Origin of the sequence: Pseudomonas sp. NFIX49 (genome assembly GCF_900115915.1) — a bacterium.
GTDB classification, from domain to species: Bacteria; Pseudomonadota; Gammaproteobacteria; order Pseudomonadales; family Pseudomonadaceae; genus Aquipseudomonas; species Aquipseudomonas pharyngis.
On record NZ_FOYE01000005.1, the window covers coordinates 500,280 to 520,005 of the forward strand.

Genomic DNA, 19,726 nt, shown 5'->3' on the forward strand with positions numbered 1-19,726 from the left:
AACCGGTATCCAGACAAAAATGGCAGATAGCAAAACGCCCCACTAGGGGGCGTTTTGAGTGGTGTTATCCACAGAGTAAGTTACGCCTCGGCTTTTTTCGTCGCCGCTTCGATCTTACGCGTGATGTACCACTGTTGGGCAATCGACAGGCAGTTGTTCACAACCCAGTACAGCACCAGACCCGCCGGGAACCACAGGAAGAAGAAGGTGAAGATGATTGGCATCATTTTCATCACCTTGGCCTGCATCGGATCCGGAGGTGTTGGGTTCAGACGCTGCTGGATGAACATGGTCGCGCCCATGATGATCGGCAGGATGAAGAACGGATCCTTGATCGACAGGTCGGTAATCCACAGCATGAACGGCGCCTGGCGCATTTCCACGCTTTCCAGCAGAACCCAGTACAGGGAAAGGAAAACCGGCATCTGCACCAGGATCGGCAAGCAGCCACCCAGCGGATTGATCTTCTCTTTCTTGTACAGCTCCATCATGGCTTGCGACATTTTCTGCCGGTCATCGCCATGTTGCTCTTTCAGTGCAGCCAGTTTCGGAGCCACGGCGCGCATGCGGGCCATCGACTTGTAGCTGGCGGCCGACAGAGGGAAGAAAATCCCTTTGATCAGCATGGTCAGGAAGATGATCGACCAGCCCCAGTTGCCGACGATGCTGTGGATATGTTGCAGCAGCCAGAAGATTGGCTGGGCAATGAACCACAGAATGCCGTAGTCGACAGTCAGTTCCAGACCTGGGGACAACTCTTTCAGCACCGCCTGGCTTTTCGGACCGGCGTAAAGAACAGCGCTGGTCTCGACTTTCGCACCCGGTGCAGCGGTCAGCGAAGGACCGGTGTAACCGATGATGTAGTTGCCTTTGCTGTCTTTACGGGTCTGGACGATGTTGTTTTCGCCCTTCGGAGCAACCCATGCAGTCACGAAGTAGTGTTGCAGCCAGGCTACCCAACCACCGGTGACGGTTTCCTTGAGCTGAGCTTTGTCCATGTCCTTCATGGACACTTTCTTGTACGGCTCGGAACTTGTCCACAGGGCGGCGCCCAGGTACGTCGCGGTACCGGTTGCAGTTGTGGACGAAGGATCGGCGCTGGCATCGCGTTTCAGCTGGGCGAACATCGAACCGGACCAGGGCTGAGCGCTCTGGTTGTCGATCAGATAGGTCACGGTCACGTCATACAGGCCACGTTTCAGAGTGAAACGCTTGATGTAATTGACGCCGTCCTTGCTGAATTTCAGGTCGACGACCAGTTGGTCCTGACCGTCAGCCAGTTGATAAGTCTTCTTCTCCGAGGAGTAGATCGGACGACCGGCCGGGTTTGCATCCGGACCGTTGGTGCCAATCAGACCGCTCTGTGCCAGATAAGTACGTTCACCACCGTTGTCGAACAGCTGGAACGGAACGTCCGGACGATCCTGACGACGTGGATACAGCGGCAAGGTCAGCTGGGCAACATCACCGCCTTGTGGATCGATCGCGAGATCGAGCACGTCGGTCTTGATCTGGATCAGATCCTTGCTGACGGCGACCGGCGTTTCGGCAGGTGCGCTGGTATCACTTGCGGCGCGCGGAATATCGTCACTGGCAGCAGCATTATTGCCAGTGGCGGTGTCCGGCAAACCGGATGTAGTCGTACTGGAAGCAACATTCTGAGTCGGCAGGGCAGCCTGGCCATAGTCCTGGTTCCATTTAAGGACCATGACATAGGACACGATTGCCAGGGCGACGATCAGGATCGTGCGTTTGATATCCATGATTACTCGGCCATCGAAGAAGAACGGGAGGTAGGGATAGGTGGAACCGGGTCATAACCACCGGGATTCCACGGATGACAGCGACCTAAACGACGAAAGGTCAGCCAGCCACCGCGCAGAAGGCCATGATTTTCGATGGCTTCATACGCGTAGCAAGAACAACTGGGGTAGAAACGACAGTGACTGGCCATCAGGGGACTAATAGCGTAGCGATAAAACTGGATCGGAACGAGTGCCAGTTTACGCATCTGGACTGTCTACCCCTACAGTTTCGGTTTTGACTGCTGGTGCCGGCTTGTTGCGTGCCAGACGTTTCCAGAGTTTGCCGAAATGCTGAATCAATTCGGGGTTTTCTACGTCACCCAAACCTTTGCGCGCGACGATAACGATGTCCCAGCCGACCAGTGAATCCTGGTGCAGGCGAAACGATTCGCGCATCAGACGTTTGAGGCGATTGCGCTCGACGGAGAGTTTTACACTCTTTTTCCCGATAACCAGTCCGAGACGGGGGTGATCGAGATCGTTGTTGCGCGCAAGGAGCAGGAGATTTTTCCCCGGAACCTTGCCGGTAGGGGAGTCAAAGACTGCCTTGAAATGCCGGGGAGTAAGCAGACGCTTTTCCCGACTGAAGTCCTGACTCACCTCCAGTGCCGGATTATCAAACTGCCAGACGTGCGCGGCCTTTGGCGCGACGACGCGACAGTACGGCACGACCGTTCTTGGTAGCCATGCGAGCACGGAAACCGTGGGTACGAGCGCGTTTGATAGTGCTTGGTTGGAAAGTACGTTTCATGTCGTGTTACCTGGTTCGTCCACAACGGGCCGGAATGGCCCCCGTTTTAAGAGACCGGGGATTCTAGAGAAAGCAAGCCAATAGGTCAATTTCCAACCAACGTTTCCTTATAAATAGATCTTCGGAGCTGTCAGGACCTGATTACTCGGTTTGCCAGAGATAAAAATAAAGAAGGGAATTATTTAAAGCTTTTCTGTAAAGCTTGTAAAAGCTAGGAACACCACTGTCTGTGGATAACTGGCTCAAGGCCTTGTTTCAAGCGATGTACAGAGAATGACAACTACAGTGGAAAACCGTGTTCAGCCTGTGCTGTGCTGTCGGATAACCTGTGTGTGGAATGGGTGGTTATCCACAGGATGGTTATCCACCGAGTTTCGCCCCCAGTTGTCCAGTGTGCTCAGATAGGGTTATCCACAGAGCTTATGCACACACCGTCGGTCGCCTTTTTCTCGTTTAACGCATTGATAAATCATGTCCACCGGGCAACCTGCATGTGGATAAGTGGACGACTGGCCGCTACAATGGCCGCTTGTTTTTGCCTCACCGGCTTTCAACTTAGGGGATATCCGTGTCAGTGGAACTTTGGCAGCAGTGCGTGGAGCTTTTGCGCGAAGAGCTGCCTGCCCAACAATTCAACACCTGGATCCGTCCACTACAGGTCGAAGCCGAAGGCGACGAGTTGCGCGTCTACGCACCGAACCGTTTTGTTCTGGACTGGGTCAACGAAAAGTACCTGGGGCGCGTCCTTGAACTGCTGGATGAGCATGGCAACGGTCTGGCACCGTCGCTTTCCTTATTAATAGGCAGCAAACGCAGTTCGGCACCGCGTGCCGCACCGAATGCGCCATTGGCCGCTGCGCAAGTGTCCCAGGCTCAGACCAATGCCGCGCCGGCAAGCGCGCCAGCGCCAGCTCCCACGCCTGCACCGACCAAGCGTTCGACGCAGAAAACCGAAGAAATCAGTGAAGAGCCGTCCCGCGACAGCTTCGATCCGATGGCCGGTGCCGCTTCGCAACAAGCCCCGGTTCGCGCCGAACAGCGCACCGTGCAAGTCGAAGGCGCGCTCAAACACACCAGCTACCTGAATCGCACCTTCACCTTCGAAAACTTCGTCGAAGGTAAATCCAACCAGCTCGCCCGTGCGGCGGCCTGGCAAGTGGCAGACAATCCCAAGCACGGCTACAACCCGCTCTTCCTTTATGGTGGCGTGGGTCTGGGTAAGACGCACTTGATGCACGCGGTGGGCAACCATCTATTAAAGAAGAACCCGAATGCCAAGGTTGTATACCTGCATTCCGAGCGTTTCGTGGCCGACATGGTCAAGGCGCTGCAGCTGAACGCGATCAACGAGTTCAAGCGTTTCTACCGTTCGGTGGACGCCCTGTTGATCGACGACATTCAGTTCTTCGCCCGCAAGGAACGTTCCCAGGAAGAGTTTTTCCACACCTTCAACGCCCTGCTTGAAGGTGGCCAGCAGGTCATCCTCACCAGTGATCGCTACCCGAAAGAAATCGAAGGCCTTGAAGAGCGCCTCAAATCCCGCTTCGGCTGGGGCCTGACGGTTGCCGTCGAGCCGCCGGAGCTGGAAACCCGCGTCGCCATCTTGATGAAGAAGGCCGACCAGGCCAAAGTCGAGTTGCCACACGATGCGGCGTTCTTCATTGCCCAGCGCATTCGCTCCAACGTCCGTGAGCTGGAAGGCGCGCTGAAACGCGTGATCGCCCACTCGCACTTCATGGGCCGCGACATCACCATCGAGTTGATTCGCGAATCCCTGAAAGACCTGTTGGCGCTGCAGGACAAACTGGTCTCTGTGGATAACATTCAGCGCACCGTCGCCGAGTACTACAAGATCAAGATCTCCGACTTGCTGTCCAAGCGCCGTTCGCGTTCGGTCGCTCGTCCGCGTCAGGTGGCCATGGCATTGTCCAAGGAACTGACCAACCACAGCCTGCCGGAAATCGGCGATGTGTTTGGCGGTCGCGACCACACGACCGTGTTGCACGCCTGCCGCAAGATCAATGAACTTAAGGAATCCGACGCGGACATCCGCGAGGACTACAAGAACCTGCTGCGTACACTGACCACTTGATGAACACCAGCGCAGCTTATTAAGGCAAGGGACTAGACCATGCATTTCACCATTCAACGCGAAGCCCTGTTGAAACCCCTGCAACTGGTCGCAGGCGTCGTCGAGCGCCGACAGACCTTGCCGGTACTGTCCAACGTGCTGCTGGTTGTCGATGGCCAGCAACTGTCGCTGACCGGTACCGACCTGGAAGTCGAGCTGGTCGGTCGCGTGCAACTCGAGGAGCCGGCTGAAACGGGTTCCATCACCGTGCCTGCGCGCAAGCTGATGGACATCTGCAAGAGCCTGCCAAACGATGCGCTGATCGACATCAAGGTCGACGAGCAGAAGCTGGTGGTGAAAGCCGGCCGTAGCCGTTTCACCCTGTCGACCCTGCCGGCCAACGACTTCCCGACTGTGGAAGAAGGCCCGGGTTCGCTGACCACCAGCCTGGAACAGAGCAAGCTGCGTCGTCTGATCGAACGCACCAGTTTCGCCATGGCCCAGCAAGACGTGCGTTATTACCTCAACGGCATGTTGCTGGAAGTGTCGACCGGTGTGATCCGTGCCGTGGCCACCGACGGTCACCGTCTGGCCATGTGCTCGATGCAGGCCGACATCGGCCAGCAGGATCGCCATCAGGTGATTGTGCCTCGTAAAGGTATTCTCGAACTGGCACGTCTGCTCACCGAGCCTGATGGCAATGTCAGCATCGTGCTGGGCCAGCACCACATCCGCGCGACCACCGGCGAATTCACCTTCACCTCCAAGCTGGTCGACGGCAAGTTCCCGGACTACGAGCGTGTTCTGCCGAAAGGCGGCGACAAGTTGGTACTGGGCGATCGTCAGGCGCTGCGTGAAGCGTTCAGCCGTACCGCGATTCTGTCCAACGAGAAGTACCGCGGTATCCGTCTGCAACTGGCCAGCGGTCAGTTGAAGATCCAGGCCAACAACCCGGAGCAGGAAGAAGCGGAAGAAGAAGTAGGCGTGGAATACAACGGCGGCTCTCTGGAAATCGGCTTCAACGTCAGCTATCTGCTCGACGTGCTGGGCGTGATGACCACCGAGCAGGTTCGTCTGATCCTGTCCGACTCCAACAGCAGTGCGCTGGTGCAAGAGTCCGACAACGACGATTCGGCTTACGTTGTCATGCCGATGCGTCTGTAATCAGCTGACTCTGGATGTCGTTAAGTCGCGTTTCGGTCACCGCGGTGCGCAATCTGCACCCGGTGACCTTCTCCCCCTCCCCCCGAATCAACATTCTTTACGGCGCCAACGGCAGCGGCAAAACCAGTGTTCTGGAAGCCATTCACCTGCTGGGGCTTGCCCGTTCGTTTCGTAGCACGCGGCTGTTGCCGGTCATCCAGTATGAGCAACTCGCCTGCACCGTATTCGGTCAGGTTGAACTTGCCGAGGGTGGCCATAGTGCATTGGGGATATCTCGCGATCGTCAGGGCGAGTTCCAGATTCGCATTGACGGTCAGAATGCACGCAGTGCTGCGCAACTGGCGGAGATTCTGCCGCTGCAGTTGATCAACCCCGACAGCTTTCGCCTGCTGGAGGGTGCGCCGAAGATTCGCCGGCAGTTCCTCGATTGGGGCGTATTCCACGTCGAGCCACGGTTCATGGCCACCTGGCAGCGTTTGCAGAAGGCCTTGCGCCAGAGAAACTCCTGGCTGCGGCATGGTACACTTGACGCCGTTTCGCAAGCGGTTTGGGACAGGGAACTGTGCCAGGCCAGCGCTGAAATCGATGAATACCGCCGCGCTTACATCAAAGCCTTGAAACCAGTCTTTGAACAAACCTTGAGCGAACTGGTTGAGCTCGAAGGTTTGACGCTCAGCTATTACCGGGGCTGGGACAAAGACCGGGAATTGAGCGCCGTACTTGCCGGATCCGTGCAACGGGACCAGCAAATGGGTCATACCCAGGCCGGTCCACAACGGGCTGACTTGCGTCTTAGATTGGGCGCACACAACGCCGCGGACATCTTGTCCCGGGGTCAGCAGAAGTTGGTGGTCTGTGCGTTGCGGATTGCCCAGGGGCATCTGGTGAGCCAGGCCCGACGCGGCCAGTGTATTTATCTGGTGGATGACTTGCCGTCCGAACTGGACGAGAGCCACCGTCGCGCGCTGTGCCGCTTGCTGGAAGACTTACGCTGCCAGGTTTTTATCACCTGTGTAGATCACGAATTATTGAGGGAAGGCTGGCAGACGGAAACGCCAGTCGCTCTGTTCCACGTGGAACAGGGCCGTATCACCCAGACCCACGACCATCGGGAGTGAAGGCATTGAGCGAAGAAAATACGTACGACTCATCGAGCATTAAAGTGCTGAAAGGCCTGGATGCCGTGCGCAAACGTCCCGGTATGTACATTGGTGACACCGACGATGGCAGCGGTCTGCACCACATGGTGTTCGAGGTGGTCGACAACTCGATCGACGAAGCCCTCGCCGGCCATTGCGACGACATCAGCATCATCATCCACCCGGATGAGTCCATCACCGTTAAAGACAACGGCCGTGGCATCCCGGTAGACGTGCACAAAGAGGAAGGCGTTTCCGCCGCCGAGGTCATCATGACTGTCCTCCACGCCGGCGGTAAGTTCGACGACAACTCCTACAAGGTATCCGGCGGTCTGCACGGTGTAGGTGTTTCGGTTGTGAACGCGCTGTCCGAAGAACTGGTCCTGACCGTTCGCCGCAGCGGCAAGATCTGGGAACAGACCTACGTCCACGGCGTACCTCAGGCACCGATGGCGATCGTTGGCGACAGCGAAACCACCGGCACCCAGATTCACTTCAAGGCTTCCAGCGAAACCTTCAAGAATATTCATTTCAGCTGGGACATCCTGGCCAAGCGCATTCGTGAACTGTCCTTCCTCAACTCTGGTGTCGGTATCGTCCTCAAGGACGAACGCAGCGGCAAGGAAGAGCTGTTCAAATACGAAGGCGGCCTGCGTGCGTTCGTTGAATACCTGAACACCAACAAGACTGCGGTCAACCAGGTGTTCCACTTCAACATCCAGCGTGAAGACGGCATCGGCGTGGAAATCGCCCTGCAGTGGAACGACAGCTTCAACGAGAACCTCTTGTGCTTCACCAACAACATTCCACAGCGCGACGGCGGTACCCACCTGGTGGGCTTCCGTTCCGCACTGACGCGTAACCTGAACAACTACATTGAGCAGGAAGGTCTGGCGAAGAAGCACAAAGTCGCCACCACCGGTGACGATGCCCGTGAAGGCCTGACCGCGATCATCTCGGTAAAGGTGCCGGATCCTAAGTTCAGCTCCCAGACCAAAGACAAGCTGGTGTCTTCCGAAGTGAAGACCGCGGTCGAACAGGAAATGGGCAAGTACTTCTCCGACTTCCTGCTGGAAAACCCGAACGAAGCCAAACTGGTTGTCGGCAAGATGATCGACGCCGCCCGTGCCCGTGAAGCCGCGCGCAAGGCTCGTGAGATGACCCGCCGCAAAGGCGCGCTGGACATCGCCGGCCTGCCGGGCAAGCTCGCTGACTGCCAGGAAAAAGACCCGGCGCTGTCCGAACTGTACCTTGTGGAAGGTGACTCCGCGGGCGGCTCTGCCAAGCAGGGACGCAACCGGAAGACCCAGGCCATCCTGCCGCTGAAGGGCAAGATCCTCAACGTCGAGAAAGCTCGTTTCGACAAGATGATCTCGTCCCAGGAAGTGGGCACCCTGATTACCGCGCTGGGCTGCGGTATCGGTCGCGAAGAGTACAACATCGACAAGCTGCGCTATCACAACATCATCATCATGACCGATGCTGACGTCGACGGTTCGCACATCCGTACCCTGCTGCTGACCTTCTTCTTCCGTCAGTTGCCGGAGCTGATTGAGCGCGGCTACATCTACATCGCCCAGCCGCCGCTGTACAAGGTCAAGAAAGGCAAGCAAGAGCAATACATCAAAGACGACGACGCCATGGAAGAGTACATGACGCAGTCGGCCCTGGAAGATGCGAGCCTGCACCTGAACGAAGACGCCCCGGGTATTTCCGGTGAAGCGCTGGAACGTCTGGTGAACGACTTCCGCATGGTGATGAAGACCCTCAAGCGTCTGTCGCGCCTGTACCCGCAGGAGCTGACCGAGCACTTCATCTATCTGCCGGCCGTCAGCCTGGAAATGCTCGGCGACCACGCGAAGATGCAGGACTGGCTGGCCCAGTACGAAGTCCGTCTGCGCACCGTCGAGAAGTCGGGCCTGGTCTACAAGGCCAGCCTGCGTGAAGACCGCGAGCGTGGCGTGTGGCTGCCAGAGGTCGAACTGATCTCCCACGGCCTGTCGAACTACGTCACCTTCAACCGCGATTTCTTCGGCAGCAACGACTACAAGACCGTCGTCACCCTCGGCGCTCAACTGAGCACCCTGCTCGACGAAGGCGCGTACATCCAGCGTGGCGAGCGCAAGAAAGCGGTCACCGAGTTCAAGGAAGCCCTGGACTGGCTGATGGCCGAAAGCACCAAGCGCCACACCATCCAGCGATACAAAGGTCTGGGTGAAATGAACCCGGATCAGCTGTGGGAAACCACCATGGACCCAAGCGTGCGCCGCATGCTGAAAGTCACCATCGAAGACGCCATTGGCGCAGACCAGATCTTCAACACCCTGATGGGTGATGCGGTCGAACCTCGCCGTGACTTCATCGAGAGCAATGCTCTGGCGGTGTCCAACCTGGATTTCTGATCCCGGTCAGCACCAACGAAAAGGCCAACGCACCAGCGTTGGCCTTTTTTATTGCCTGCGATTCACTCCCCCGCCGCCACACTCTCCAACCGATACCCATACCCATAAATCGTCAACAACTGCCAACCCCGATCCGCCGTCAGCCCGAGCTTGTTGCGCAGGCGATAGATATGCGTGTCCAGCGGTCGCGATGTGGACATCTCTTCGTGGGGCCAGAATCGTTCGTAAAGGTAATCCCGTGACAGTGGTCGGCCGAGGTTGCTGAACAGGCAATGGGCGAGACGATACTCGCGCTCGGTCATGACGATCGGTTTCCCGTCGCGGGTGACGGTCAGTTCGGCGTCATCGAACACCAGGTCATTGAAACGCAGAACCTCGGCCGGGGTGCTACGTTGCAGGCTGTGCCGGCGCAGCACCGCTGCAACTCGGGCTTTCAGTTCATTGGGCCGAAACGGCTTGCTGACGTAATCGTCGGCCCCCGCATTCAGGGCCTGAACGATATCGCTCTCGCCATCGCGGCTGGTGAGCATGATGGCGGCCGGCGGGGCTTCCATGTGTTCGCGGGTCCAGCGCAGCAGCGCCAGGCCGGTGAGGTCGGGCAATTGCCAGTCGAGGATCAGCAGGTCGAAGGTTTCCCGGCGCAACTGTCGCAGCAGGTCTTCACCGCTTTCGAAGCTGTGCAGTGACCAGGGCTGTCCTCCGGCCTCGGCCATTTGTTGCAGGGTCTGCTCGACCCGGCGCAGTTCGGCGGGTTCATCGTCCAGTATCGCAACGCGCATACGCGGTGGTTCCTTGTCGCTCGGGCAATGGGTGCCGACCGGATCGGCTCACTCCATGCAGTGAAAGTAAGCGGCACGCCGAGGGGTGAGCCGCTATGATTCTTCGGGTCTACGTCCTCAGACCGGCCGCCTATGAAACCATTCAACCCGCCCTGCCCTGTTTCCCATGAATAACCACCGCCGACACGAAAGCCGCGTACCCAGCCAGGTTCAGCGTTTGTTCCGGCAACTGGTGCGCGAGTGGGTGTGGATAAGTCTAGTGCTGTTGCCGCTGACTGCACTGCTTTCCTGGCGTGCGCAGATCAATTTGCATGATCCGGCGCCGTTGATGGGCGCGGGACTTTCAGTTGCCTTGGTCGCTTGCGTACTTGGGTTGCTGCTGTGGCGCCCGCGTCTGGCACTCTGGCTGACATTGGGCGGGATGGCCTGTGTGCTGCTGACCAGTGCAGGCCTGGCTGAAATGCGGCGTTGGTGGTCACCCACGCCTGCGGTGCTGGGCATGCTGTTCGGCTATCTGATCTGGAACTGGCGACGCCTGAGTGTGGTGCTGACCTACTTCGGCTGGGAGCTGGCGCGGCTGGACAGTGAACCGAAAGTCTTTCCCGAACGGCGTCGGGCGCAGTTTCCCAGCGCCGACCGCTTGCAGGGGCAGATCATGGCGCTTGAGCAAGCCATGAGCCGCACTCGCGATACCCGCCGATTCATTGCCGACGGGCTGGAGTATCTGCCGGTCGCGACCCTGATCAGCGATCCACGGGGGCAAGTCTTGTTGGGCAATCGCAAGGCCCGGAGCCTGTTCGATCACAATCTGGTGGGCGAGGATGTGCTCGATCAACTGGCGGGCCTGGGCTATCCGGAGTTATCCACAGAGCCACACCCGCCGCTGTCCGAGCTGCCTCTGCTGGAGTTTCGTGACCACAAGGAACGTAGCCTGCGCCTGGAACGCGCCGCATTGTTGCCGGTTGATGGCGACCTGCCGATCGGCTGGCTCCTGAGTCTCACTGACCTCAGCGCCGAACGCGCCGCCGAGGAACAGCGCGGTGTGTTGCTGCGCTTCCTGTCCCATGATCTGCGCGCGCCCCATTCGGCGATTCTTGCCCTGCTCGATGTGCACCGACATCAGGCGGGAACGGATTCGCCACTGTTCGAACAGATTGAGCGCCAGGTACGCCGGGCGCTGGAACTCACCGACGGCTTCGTTCTGCTGGCCCGTGCGGAATCCGAGGCGTACCAGTTTCAACCGAGCCTGTTCGGGATGCTGGTCATGGACGTTCTGGATCAGGCGTTGCCCATCGCTCAGCAAAAACGCATCGAGCTCTTGAGCGACATGGACGAACAATCACAGGAGCGTCTGATTTTGGCCGATCAAGGCTTGTTGACCCGCGCCCTGTTCAACCTGCTGGAAAATGCAATCAAGTACAGTCCCGCCGAATCCACGGTCGACATGCGTGTCAGTTGCCACAACGACTGGCTGCGTTGTGAACTGACCGATCAAGGCAAAGGCATCGCTGCAGAGGAGCTGCCCGACCTGTTCAGCCAGTACCGGCGCTTTTCTTCTGCACAGGGCATCGACGGCGTGGGCCTGGGGTTGTCGATGGTCAAAGCCGTGGTCGATCACCATGGCGGTCGGATCGAGTGCCTGAGCGTGGTCGATCAAGGCACGACATTCCGTCTGGAACTGCCACTGATCGCTGAAGAGCAGGCATAAAAAAACCGGCTATATCAGCCGGTTTCCTTACTTCCGAAAAAAACTTATGCACCTTTTACGGTGTTTTATCAGCTTCGGAAATATATAAGTAAATCAGTCACTTAATTCGATAATTCGGGATTTTGCGAACAAACCGTACACAGGTTATCCACAAATCTCAGACAGCGATCTGATCGTTCGCAGCCGGTGCCTGAGGGGCCGGAGGCAGCGAGCCCATTTCCCGTTGCGTTTTCTCGTTCCACGCCTGCACCCGGTCATTCAGATCGGCGATGGCGCGCGGGCCACTGCCCTCGGCGTACATCGGCTCACCGATGACCACGGTAATCACACCCTGCTTTTTACCCCAACCGATTTTCGGCCAGAACTTGCCGGCATTGTGTGCAATCGGCAGTACCGGAAGCGCCGCATTCACCGCCAATGCGCTGCCACTGCGGGAGAACTTGCCGATGGTGCCATGGGGAACGCGAGTGCCTTCAGGGAAAATCAGCACCCAGACATTGTCCTTCAGCAGTTCGTCACCCTTCGCCGCGACCTGCTTGAGGGCGGCTTTCGGGTTGTCGCGGTCGATCGCGATCGGTCGCAGCATGGCCATGGCCCAGCCGAAGAACGGCACGTACAGCAATTCACGCTTGAGCACCTGGCTCAAGGGCGAGAAATAAGCGGAGAGAAAAAACGTCTCCCAGGTGCTCTGGTGGTTCGATTGAATCACACAGGGCCGGTCAGGCACGTTTTCCGCGCCTTTGACTTCGTAACGGATACCGAGAAATACCTTGGTCAACCACAAGGCGCAGCGGCACCAGTACACGTTGATGAAACGATAGCGCGCCTTGAACGGCAGAAAGGGCGCGATAAAAAAGCTCAGGCTGCACCACAGCAGAGCGGTGGTACCCAGCAGCAGGTAAAAGAGGAAGATTCTGATGGCCTGCAGTATCGACATGGCGACGTTTACCGTTACGGGCAATGCCCGACTGTTCAAGCGCACTCCCGATCAATCCCTGGTCAGGAACTTCAGAAGCACTCTAGTTGTGGATAAGTTCTGCGGCAATTGCCGCGAGATCGTCAAAAATCAGGGTGCCAACCGGCAAGGTCTTGGCCTGAGTCTTTTCGCCTTTCCCGGTCTTTACCAAAACGGGCTGTGAATCGACGGCTTTGGCGGCCTCCAGGTCACCAAGGCTGTCGCCGACGAACCAGACATTCGTCAGCGCGACGTTGTAATGCTGTGCGATGGTTTTCAACATCCCCGGTTTCGGCTTGCGGCAGTCGCAACCCTCATCCGGTCCATGCGGGCAATACACGATCAGCCCGACTTCACCGCCCTGCTCCGCTACCAGCGTGCGCAGGCGCGCGTGCATGGCATCGAGGGTGGCGAGGTCGTAGTAGCCGCGAGCAATGCCCGACTGGTTGGTGGCGACCGCCACCGTCCAGCCGGCCTTGCTCAACTGCGCAATCGCTTCGATCGAGCCGGGGAGCGGAATCCACTCCTCCACTGACTTGATGTAAGCGTCGGAGTCGTAATTGATCACTCCGTCCCGATCGAGAATCAGCAGTTTCAACAGCAGTCCCTCAACCCAGCAGCGAAATGTCGGCAACGCCCAGGAACAGGCCACGCAGACGCGCCAGCAGCGCGTAACGGTTGGCCCGCACATTGGCGTCGTCGGCATTGACCATCACCGCGTCGAAGAACGCATCCACCGGCTCCCGCAGGGCGGCCAGACGTGCCAGCGATTCGTTGTACTGACGCGCCGCGGCCATTGGCTGTACAGCCTGGTCCGCTTGCTGGATCGCCGAGTACAGCGAGAACTCGTTGGCATTGTCGAAGTACTTGGCCTGGACTTCGGTCGGCACCGAGCCTTCCACCTTGCTCAACAGGTTCGATACGCGCTTGTTCACCGCCGCCAGCGCTGCCGCTTCCGGCAGTTTGCGGAAGGCCTGAACCGCTTGCACACGCTGGTCGAAGTCCAGCGCCGAACCCGGCTTCAGGGCACGCACCGACAGGTAGGTGGCGACATCCACGCCTTCGTCTTCGTAACGCGCACGCAGACGGTCGAAGATGAATTCCAGCACCGCGTCGTTCAGGCCGGCAGCCTTGACCTTGGCACCGAAGGCATTCACGGCGAACGCCACGGCGTCGTTCAGGTCCAGATCCAGTTGTTTCTCGATCAGGATCCGCAGCACGCCCAGTGCCGCACGGCGCAGGGCATACGGGTCTTTGCTGCCGGTCGGCAGCATGCCGATGCCGAAGATGCCGACCAGGGTGTCGAGCTTATCGGCAATGGCCACGGCCGCACCGGTCAGGGTGGCAGGCAGTTCAGCGCCGGCACCGCGCGGCATGTACTGCTCGTTCAGCGCCAGGGCGACGTCTTCCGGCTCGCCGTCATTGAGGGCGTAGTAGTAACCGGCGACACCTTGCATCTCCGGGAACTCGCCGACCATTTCGGTGGCCAGGTCGCACTTCGACAGCAGGCCTGCACGGGCAGCCCACGAAGCGTTGCCGCCGATGCGTGCGGCGATGTACGCGGCCAGTTTCGACACGCGCTCGGCCTTGTCGTAGACGCTGCCGAGTTTCTCCTGGAACACCACGTTCTGCAGGCGATCGTTGAACGCTTCGAGCTTCTGCTTCTTGTCCTGCTTGAAGAAGAACTCGGCGTCGGTCAGGCGTGGGCGAACCACCTTCTCGTTACCGGCGATGATCTGCTGCGGGTCTTTGGATTCGATGTTGGCCACAGTGATGAAACGTGGCAGCAACTTGCCGTCGGCATCCAGCAGGCAGAAGTACTTCTGGTTGTCCTGCATGGTGGTGATCAGCGCTTCCTGCGGCACGTCGAGGAAGCGTTCCTCGAACGAGCACACCAGCGGTACCGGCCACTCGACCAGCGCGGTCACTTCGTCGAGCAACGCAGGAGGCACGATCGCGGTGCCTTCCTGACGGGTTGCCAGTTCTTCGGTGCGCTTGCCGATGATTTCGCGACGCTCGTTGGCATCGGCCAGTACGTACGCGGCACGCAGGTCGGCCAGGTAGCTCGACGGCGAACCGATGCGCACGCTTTGCGGGTGATGGAAACGGTGGCCACGGGATTCACGGCCAGCCTTCTGCGCGAGGATCGTGCAGTCGATGACCTGATCGCCGAGCAGCATCACCAGCCACTGGGTCGGACGCACGAACTCTTCCTTGCGAGCCCCCCAACGCATGCGTTTCGGGATCGGCAGATCGTTCAGCGAGTCTTCGACGATGGTCGGCAGCAGGCTGGCGGTCGGCTTGCCGGCGATGTTCTGGCTGTAGCGCAGTTTCGGACCGCTCTGGTCGATTTCGCTCAACTCGACGCCGCACTTCTTGGCAAAACCCAGTGCCGCTTGAGTCGGATTGCCTTCTGCATCGAACGCAGCCTGACGTGGCGGGCCGTCGAGGTTGATGCTGCGGTCCGGCTGCTGGGTGGCTAGCGCAGTGATCAGCACAGCCAGACGGCGCGGCGCGGCGTAAACGGTTTTGCTCTCGTAATTCAGGCCAGCGGCTTGCAGGCCCTTGTCGATACCGGCCAGGAACGCTTCGGCCAGGGTGTTCAGGGCTTTGGGTGGCAGTTCTTCGGTGCCCAGTTCAACCAGAAAATCTTGAGCACTCATTGTGCAGCCTCCAGCTTGGCCAGTACTTCGTCACGCAGGTCCGGGGTTGCCATCGGGAAGCCCAGCTTGGCGCGGGCCAGCAGGTAGGCTTGGGCGACGGAACGCGCCAGGGTGCGAACGCGCAGAATGTATTGCTGACGCGCAGTCACCGAGATCGCCCGGCGCGCATCCAGCAGGTTGAAGGTGTGCGAGGCCTTCAGGACCATTTCGTAGCTTGGCAACGGCAGCGGCTGGTCGAGTTCGATCAGGCGCTTGGCTTCGCTTTCATAGAAGTCGAACAGTTCGAACAGTTTGTCGACGTTGGCGTGTTCGAAGTTGTAGGTGGACTGCTCCACTTCGTTCTGGTGGAACACGTCGCCGTAGGTCACTTTGCCGAACGGACCGTCAGCCCAGACCAGGTCGTAGACCGAATCCACGCCTTGCAGGTACATGGCCAGACGCTCGAGACCGTAGGTGATCTCGCCGGTCACCGGGTAGCACTCGATGCCGCCCGCTTGCTGGAAGTAGGTGAACTGAGTCACTTCCATGCCGTTCAGCCAGACTTCCCAGCCCAGACCCCAGGCGCCGAGGGTCGGCGATTCCCAGTTGTCTTCGACGAAGCGAATGTCGTGGACCAGCGGGTCCAGGCCGACATGCTTGAGGGAGCCCAGATACAGTTCCTGGAAGTTGTCCGGGTTCGGCTTCAGGACCACCTGAAACTGATAGTAGTGCTGCAGACGGTTCGGGTTTTCGCCGTAACGGCCGTCAGTCGGACGGCGGCTTGGCTGCACGTAGGCGGCGTTCCAGGTTTCCGGGCCGATGGCGCGCAGGAATGTCGCGGTGTGGAAAGTGCCGGCGCCTACTTCCATATCGTAGGGCTGAAGTACCACACAACCTTGCTCGGCCCAGTACTGCTGGAGCGCGAGGATCAAGTCTTGGAAGGTACGCACGGCTGGCGTAGGCTGGCTCACGAAATTCACCTGTTTCTTGGGCTGCGATTTAAAGAGCGGGAGTATACCCGATTCAGTCGCACCTCCACCCCCTGGAGCCTTATGCCACGCTGCTTTTGGTGCAACGAAGATCCGCTGTACATGGCTTACCACGATCAGGAGTGGGGTACGCCGCTACGCGATGCGCAGGGTTTGTTCGAGTTGCTTTTGCTCGAAGGGTTCCAGGCCGGGCTGTCGTGGATCACCGTGCTGCGCAAGCGCGAGCGATATCGCGAGGTGTTGTTCGGCTTCGACGTACAGCGCGTGGCGCAAATGAGCGACGCGGAAATCGATGAATTGATGCTCGATCCGGGAATCATCCGCAACCGCCTCAAGCTCAACGCGGCCCGGCGCAACGCCCAGGCCTGGCTGGCGCTGGAAGATCCGGTGGCGTTTCTCTGGTCGTTTGTGGATAACCGCCCGGTGATCAATCATTTCAAGGATCGCAGCGAAGTCCCGGCCATCACCCCGCAGGCCGTGGCCATGAGCAAAGGTCTGAAAAAAGCCGGTTTCACCTTCGTCGGCCCGACCATCTGCTACGCGCTGATGCAGGCCTCGGGCATGGTCATGGATCACACTCAGGACTGCGACCGCTACGCGCAGCTCGCCAACGGCGGTTAGAATGGCCGCCTCGCGCACAGCACAAGATCAGGAGTGACCTGTGGAAAAGTTTAAAGGCGCCATGCTGGTTGGCGCTCTGCGGCTGTTTGCCCTGCTTCCGTGGCGGGCCGTGCAGGCCGTGGGTTCGGCGATCGGCTGGATCATGTGGAAAACCCCCAACCGTTCCCGCGACGTGGTGCGGATCAACCTGGCCAAATGTTTTCCACAGATGGACCCGGCCGAACGCGAGCGTCTGGTCGGCCAGAGCCTCAAGGACATCGGCAAGTCTCTGACCGAAAGCGCCTGCGCCTGGATCTGGCCGGCCCAGCGCTCCATCGACCTGGTACGCGAAGTCGAAGGCCTTGAAGTGCTGAAAGACGCGCTGGCCTCGGGCAAGGGCGTGGTTGGCATCACCAGTCACCTGGGCAACTGGGAAGTGCTCAACCACTTCTATTGCAGCCAGTGCAAACCGATAATTTTCTACCGACCACCAAAGCTCAAGGCTGTGGATGAATTGCTGCGCAAACAACGCGTACAACTGGGCAACAAAGTCGCCGCGTCGACCAAGGAAGGCATCCTCAGTGTCATCAAGGAAGTGCGCAAGGGCGGTCAGGTGGGAATTCCTGCGGACCCGGAGCCGGCCGAATCCGCCGGGATCTTCGTGCCGTTCTTCGCCACTCAGGCCCTGACCAGCAAGTTCGTACCGAACATGCTCGCCGGTGGCAAAGCCGTCGGGGTGTTCCTGCATGCCCTGCGTCTGCCGGACGGTTCCGGCTACAAGGTGATCCTCGAAGCCGCGCCGGAAGCGATGTACAGCACCGACACCGAAACGTCCTGCGCAGCGATGAGTCAGGTGGTCGAGCGTTATGTGGCGGCTTATCCGAGCCAGTACATGTGGAGCATGAAGCGCTTCAAGAAGCGTCCGCCGGGCGAGGCGCGTTGGTACTGATCGGCGATGTGCAATTGTGGATAATCTGACAAAACGGGTTATCCACAGCCGTTACGGCTTTTGCCGATCCAGCTTCTTCAGAAACACCATCATTTCCTTCTCCGCCTGCTTGTCGCCATGGGCCCGGGCCGCTTCCAGCCCCTGCTTCCACGCCTGGCGAGCAGCCGCCAGATCACCCAGCGCCAGTTGCGCCTTGCCCAGCAGCTTCCACGCCGCCGAATACTTCGGATCAAAGCCTACGCAATGCTGGAAATGCTCGGCCGCCTTCGCGTTCTCTCCCAGATCCAGATAACCCTTGCCCAAGCCGAAGCGCAGCAGCGAGTTATCCACACCCTTGGCGAGCATTTTTTCCAGGGATTCGATCATCGGTCTCGCCTCTTGGTCGGTCAGAAGAAACTCAGTCCCACGTGGAACAGCTTCTCCACATCGCGAATATGCTTTTTATCCACAAGGAACAGAATCACATGGTCGCCGGCGGCAATCACCGTGTCGCCATGGGCGATGATCACTTCTTCATCGCGGATGATCGCGCCAATGGTAGTTCCCGGCGGCAGCGCAATGTTGTCGATGGTCTTGCCGATGACCTTGCTCGACTTCGAATCGCCATGAGCCACCGCTTCGATGGCTTCCGCCGCGCCACGGCGCAACGAGTGCACGCTGACGATATCGCCGCGCCGCACGTGGGCCAGCAAGGTGCCGATGGTCGCCAGTTGCGGGCTGATGGCGATGTCGATGTCACCGCCCTGGATCAGGTCGACGTAGGCCGGGTTGTTGATGATCGTCATCACCTTCTTCGCGCCCAGGCGCTTGGCCAGCAGCGACGACATGATGTTGGCTTCGTCATCGTTGGTCAGGGCGAGGAAGATGTCGGCGTCGGCGATGTTCTCTTCCAGCAGCAGGTCGCGATCCGACGCGCTGCCCTGCAACACCACGGTGCTGTCGAGGGTGTCGGAGAGATAACGACAGCGCGCCGGATTCATCTCGATGATCTTCACCTGATAGCGGCTTTCGATGGCCTCGGCCAGCCGTTCGCCGATCTGCCCGCCACCGGCGATGACGATGCGCTTGTAGCTTTCGTCTAGCCGGCGCATTTCGCTCATCACCGCGCGAATGTTCGCACGGGCGGCAATGAAGAAGACTTCGTCGTCGGCCTCGATCACCGTATCGCCCTGGGGAAGAATCGGTCGATCGCGGCGGAAAATCGCGGCCACTCGGGTTTCCACATTCGGCATGTGCTCGCGCAACTGGCGTAGTTGCTGACCCACCAGCGGCCCGCCGTAGTAGGCGCGCACCGCGACGAGTTGCGCCTGGCCTTCGGCGAAATCGATCACCTGCAAGGCGCCGGGATGCTGGATCAGACGCTTGATGTAGTTGGTGACGACCTGCTCGGGACTGATCAGCACGTCGACCGGAATCGCCTCGTTCTGGAACAGCTGCTCCTCGCGGGTCAGATAAGACGCTTCGCGCACCCGGGCAATCTTGGTCGGGGTGTGGAACAGGGTGTGAGCGACCTGGCAGGCAACCATGTTGGTTTCGTCGCTGTTGGTCACCGCGACCAGCATGTCGGCGTCGTCGGCACCGGCCTGACGCAGAATGTTCGGCAGCGAGCCTCGGCCCTGCACGGTGCGGATGTCGAGGCGATCGCCAAGATCGCGCAGACGGTCGCCGTCAGTGTCGACCACCGTGATGTCATTGGCCTCGCTGGCCAGATGTTCAGCCAGCGAACCGCCGACCTGTCCCGCACCGAGGATGATGATTTTCATCCAGTCACT

Annotated in this window: 18 protein-coding genes; 7 read left to right on the forward strand and 11 right to left on the reverse strand. The window is 59.1% G+C overall.

Going from position 1 to position 19,726, the window contains the following annotated elements; all coding sequences use genetic code 11:
- Nucleotides 1-80 precede the first annotated feature (80 nt).
- Genes yidC through rpmH form a run of 4 tightly spaced genes read right to left on the reverse strand, consistent with a single transcriptional unit; the run spans nt 81 to nt 2,556 of the window.
- Nucleotides 81-1,763 (reverse strand): membrane protein insertase YidC, encoded by a 1,683-nt coding sequence (gene yidC / locus BMZ46_RS17200; protein WP_074689782.1) that lies wholly within the window; start codon nt 1,761-1,763, stop codon nt 81-83.
- A gap of 2 nt (nt 1,764-1,765) precedes the next feature.
- A complete protein-coding gene (gene yidD, locus BMZ46_RS17205; protein WP_010465488.1) occupies nt 1,766-2,011 on the reverse strand; it encodes a membrane protein insertion efficiency factor YidD in 246 nt (81 codons plus the stop codon).
- Complete coding sequence (rnpA, locus tag BMZ46_RS17210; protein WP_039765426.1) at nt 2,004-2,405, reverse strand: ribonuclease P protein component; 402 nt, start codon at nt 2,403-2,405, stop codon at nt 2,004-2,006. Before rnpA ends, yidD begins: the two co-directional genes overlap by 8 nt.
- Before the next feature lie 16 nt (nt 2,406-2,421).
- Nucleotides 2,422-2,556 carry a 50S ribosomal protein L34 gene (rpmH, locus tag BMZ46_RS17215; protein WP_003213577.1) on the reverse strand — a complete coding sequence of 45 codons (135 nt, stop codon included), beginning with the start codon at nt 2,554-2,556 and terminating at the stop codon, nt 2,422-2,424.
- Between the two features lie 568 nt (nt 2,557-3,124).
- On the opposite strand from rpmH, the gene dnaA reads away from it, so the two are divergent.
- Genes dnaA through gyrB form a run of 4 tightly spaced genes read left to right on the forward strand, consistent with a single transcriptional unit; the run spans nt 3,125 to nt 9,332 of the window.
- Nucleotides 3,125-4,648, forward strand: a complete 1,524-nt coding sequence (gene dnaA, locus BMZ46_RS17220) for a chromosomal replication initiator protein DnaA (RefSeq protein ID WP_039764962.1) — start codon at nt 3,125-3,127, stop codon at nt 4,646-4,648.
- Nucleotides 4,649-4,687: 39 nt separating this feature from the next.
- Nucleotides 4,688-5,791, forward strand: a complete 1,104-nt coding sequence (dnaN, locus tag BMZ46_RS17225) for a DNA polymerase III subunit beta (RefSeq protein WP_011331733.1) — start codon at nt 4,688-4,690, stop codon at nt 5,789-5,791.
- Nucleotides 5,792-5,805: 14 nt separating this feature from the next.
- Complete coding sequence (gene recF, locus BMZ46_RS17230; protein ID WP_003220208.1) at nt 5,806-6,909, forward strand: DNA replication/repair protein RecF; 1,104 nt, start codon at nt 5,806-5,808, stop codon at nt 6,907-6,909.
- A gap of 5 nt (nt 6,910-6,914) precedes the next feature.
- Nucleotides 6,915-9,332, forward strand: coding sequence for a DNA topoisomerase (ATP-hydrolyzing) subunit B (gene gyrB, locus BMZ46_RS17235; RefSeq protein WP_011331734.1), 2,418 nt, complete (start codon nt 6,915-6,917; stop codon nt 9,330-9,332).
- Nucleotides 9,333-9,394: 62 nt separating this feature from the next.
- Here gyrB and BMZ46_RS17240 read toward each other — a convergent pair whose 3' ends face one another.
- Entirely contained in the window at nt 9,395-10,111 is a 717-nt protein-coding gene (locus tag BMZ46_RS17240; RefSeq protein ID WP_039764956.1) for a response regulator transcription factor, read from the reverse strand.
- A gap of 166 nt (nt 10,112-10,277) precedes the next feature.
- On the opposite strand from BMZ46_RS17240, the gene BMZ46_RS17245 reads away from it, so the two are divergent.
- Complete coding sequence (locus BMZ46_RS17245; protein ID WP_039764954.1) at nt 10,278-11,819, forward strand: sensor histidine kinase; 1,542 nt, start codon at nt 10,278-10,280, stop codon at nt 11,817-11,819.
- A 157-nt stretch (nt 11,820-11,976) separates the two neighbouring features.
- Here the strand turns inward: BMZ46_RS17245 and BMZ46_RS17250 are convergent, their stop codons facing one another.
- The 4 genes from BMZ46_RS17250 to glyQ all read right to left on the reverse strand — a co-directional run bounded on the left by BMZ46_RS17250 (nt 11,977) and on the right by glyQ (nt 16,387).
- Nucleotides 11,977-12,756, reverse strand: a complete 780-nt coding sequence (locus BMZ46_RS17250) for a lysophospholipid acyltransferase family protein (protein ID WP_039764952.1) — start codon at nt 12,754-12,756, stop codon at nt 11,977-11,979.
- Nucleotides 12,757-12,838: 82 nt separating this feature from the next.
- Nucleotides 12,839-13,378, reverse strand: coding sequence for a D-glycero-beta-D-manno-heptose 1,7-bisphosphate 7-phosphatase (gmhB, locus tag BMZ46_RS17255; protein ID WP_166742338.1), 540 nt, complete (start codon nt 13,376-13,378; stop codon nt 12,839-12,841).
- 4 nt (nt 13,379-13,382) lie between these two features.
- On the reverse strand, nt 13,383-15,437 hold the full coding sequence (gene glyS / locus BMZ46_RS17260; RefSeq protein WP_039764947.1) for a glycine--tRNA ligase subunit beta: 2,055 nt from the start codon (nt 15,435-15,437) through the stop codon (nt 13,383-13,385).
- On the reverse strand, nt 15,434-16,387 hold the full coding sequence (gene glyQ, locus BMZ46_RS17265; RefSeq protein WP_003187265.1) for a glycine--tRNA ligase subunit alpha: 954 nt from the start codon (nt 16,385-16,387) through the stop codon (nt 15,434-15,436). The genes glyS and glyQ overlap by 4 nt, the downstream gene beginning before the upstream one ends.
- An 81-nt stretch (nt 16,388-16,468) precedes the next feature.
- On the opposite strand from glyQ, the gene tag reads away from it, so the two are divergent.
- Both tag and BMZ46_RS17275 read left to right on the forward strand, forming a co-directional pair.
- Entirely contained in the window at nt 16,469-17,026 is a 558-nt protein-coding gene (gene tag, locus BMZ46_RS17270) for a DNA-3-methyladenine glycosylase I (protein ID WP_039764945.1), read from the forward strand.
- A gap of 40 nt (nt 17,027-17,066) precedes the next feature.
- Complete coding sequence (locus tag BMZ46_RS17275; protein WP_039764942.1) at nt 17,067-17,954, forward strand: lysophospholipid acyltransferase; 888 nt, start codon at nt 17,067-17,069, stop codon at nt 17,952-17,954.
- 51 nt (nt 17,955-18,005) lie between these two features.
- On the opposite strand, the gene BMZ46_RS17280 is transcribed toward BMZ46_RS17275, so the two are convergent.
- The gene (locus tag BMZ46_RS17280; RefSeq protein WP_074689780.1) at nt 18,006-18,320 is read right to left on the reverse strand and encodes a tetratricopeptide repeat protein; all 315 of its coding nucleotides are present in this window, start codon (nt 18,318-18,320) and stop codon (nt 18,006-18,008) included.
- 20 nt (nt 18,321-18,340) lie between these two features.
- Nucleotides 18,341-19,717, reverse strand: a complete 1,377-nt coding sequence (gene trkA, locus BMZ46_RS17285; RefSeq protein ID WP_039764938.1) for a Trk system potassium transporter TrkA — start codon at nt 19,715-19,717, stop codon at nt 18,341-18,343.
- Nucleotides 19,718-19,726 lie beyond the last annotated feature (9 nt).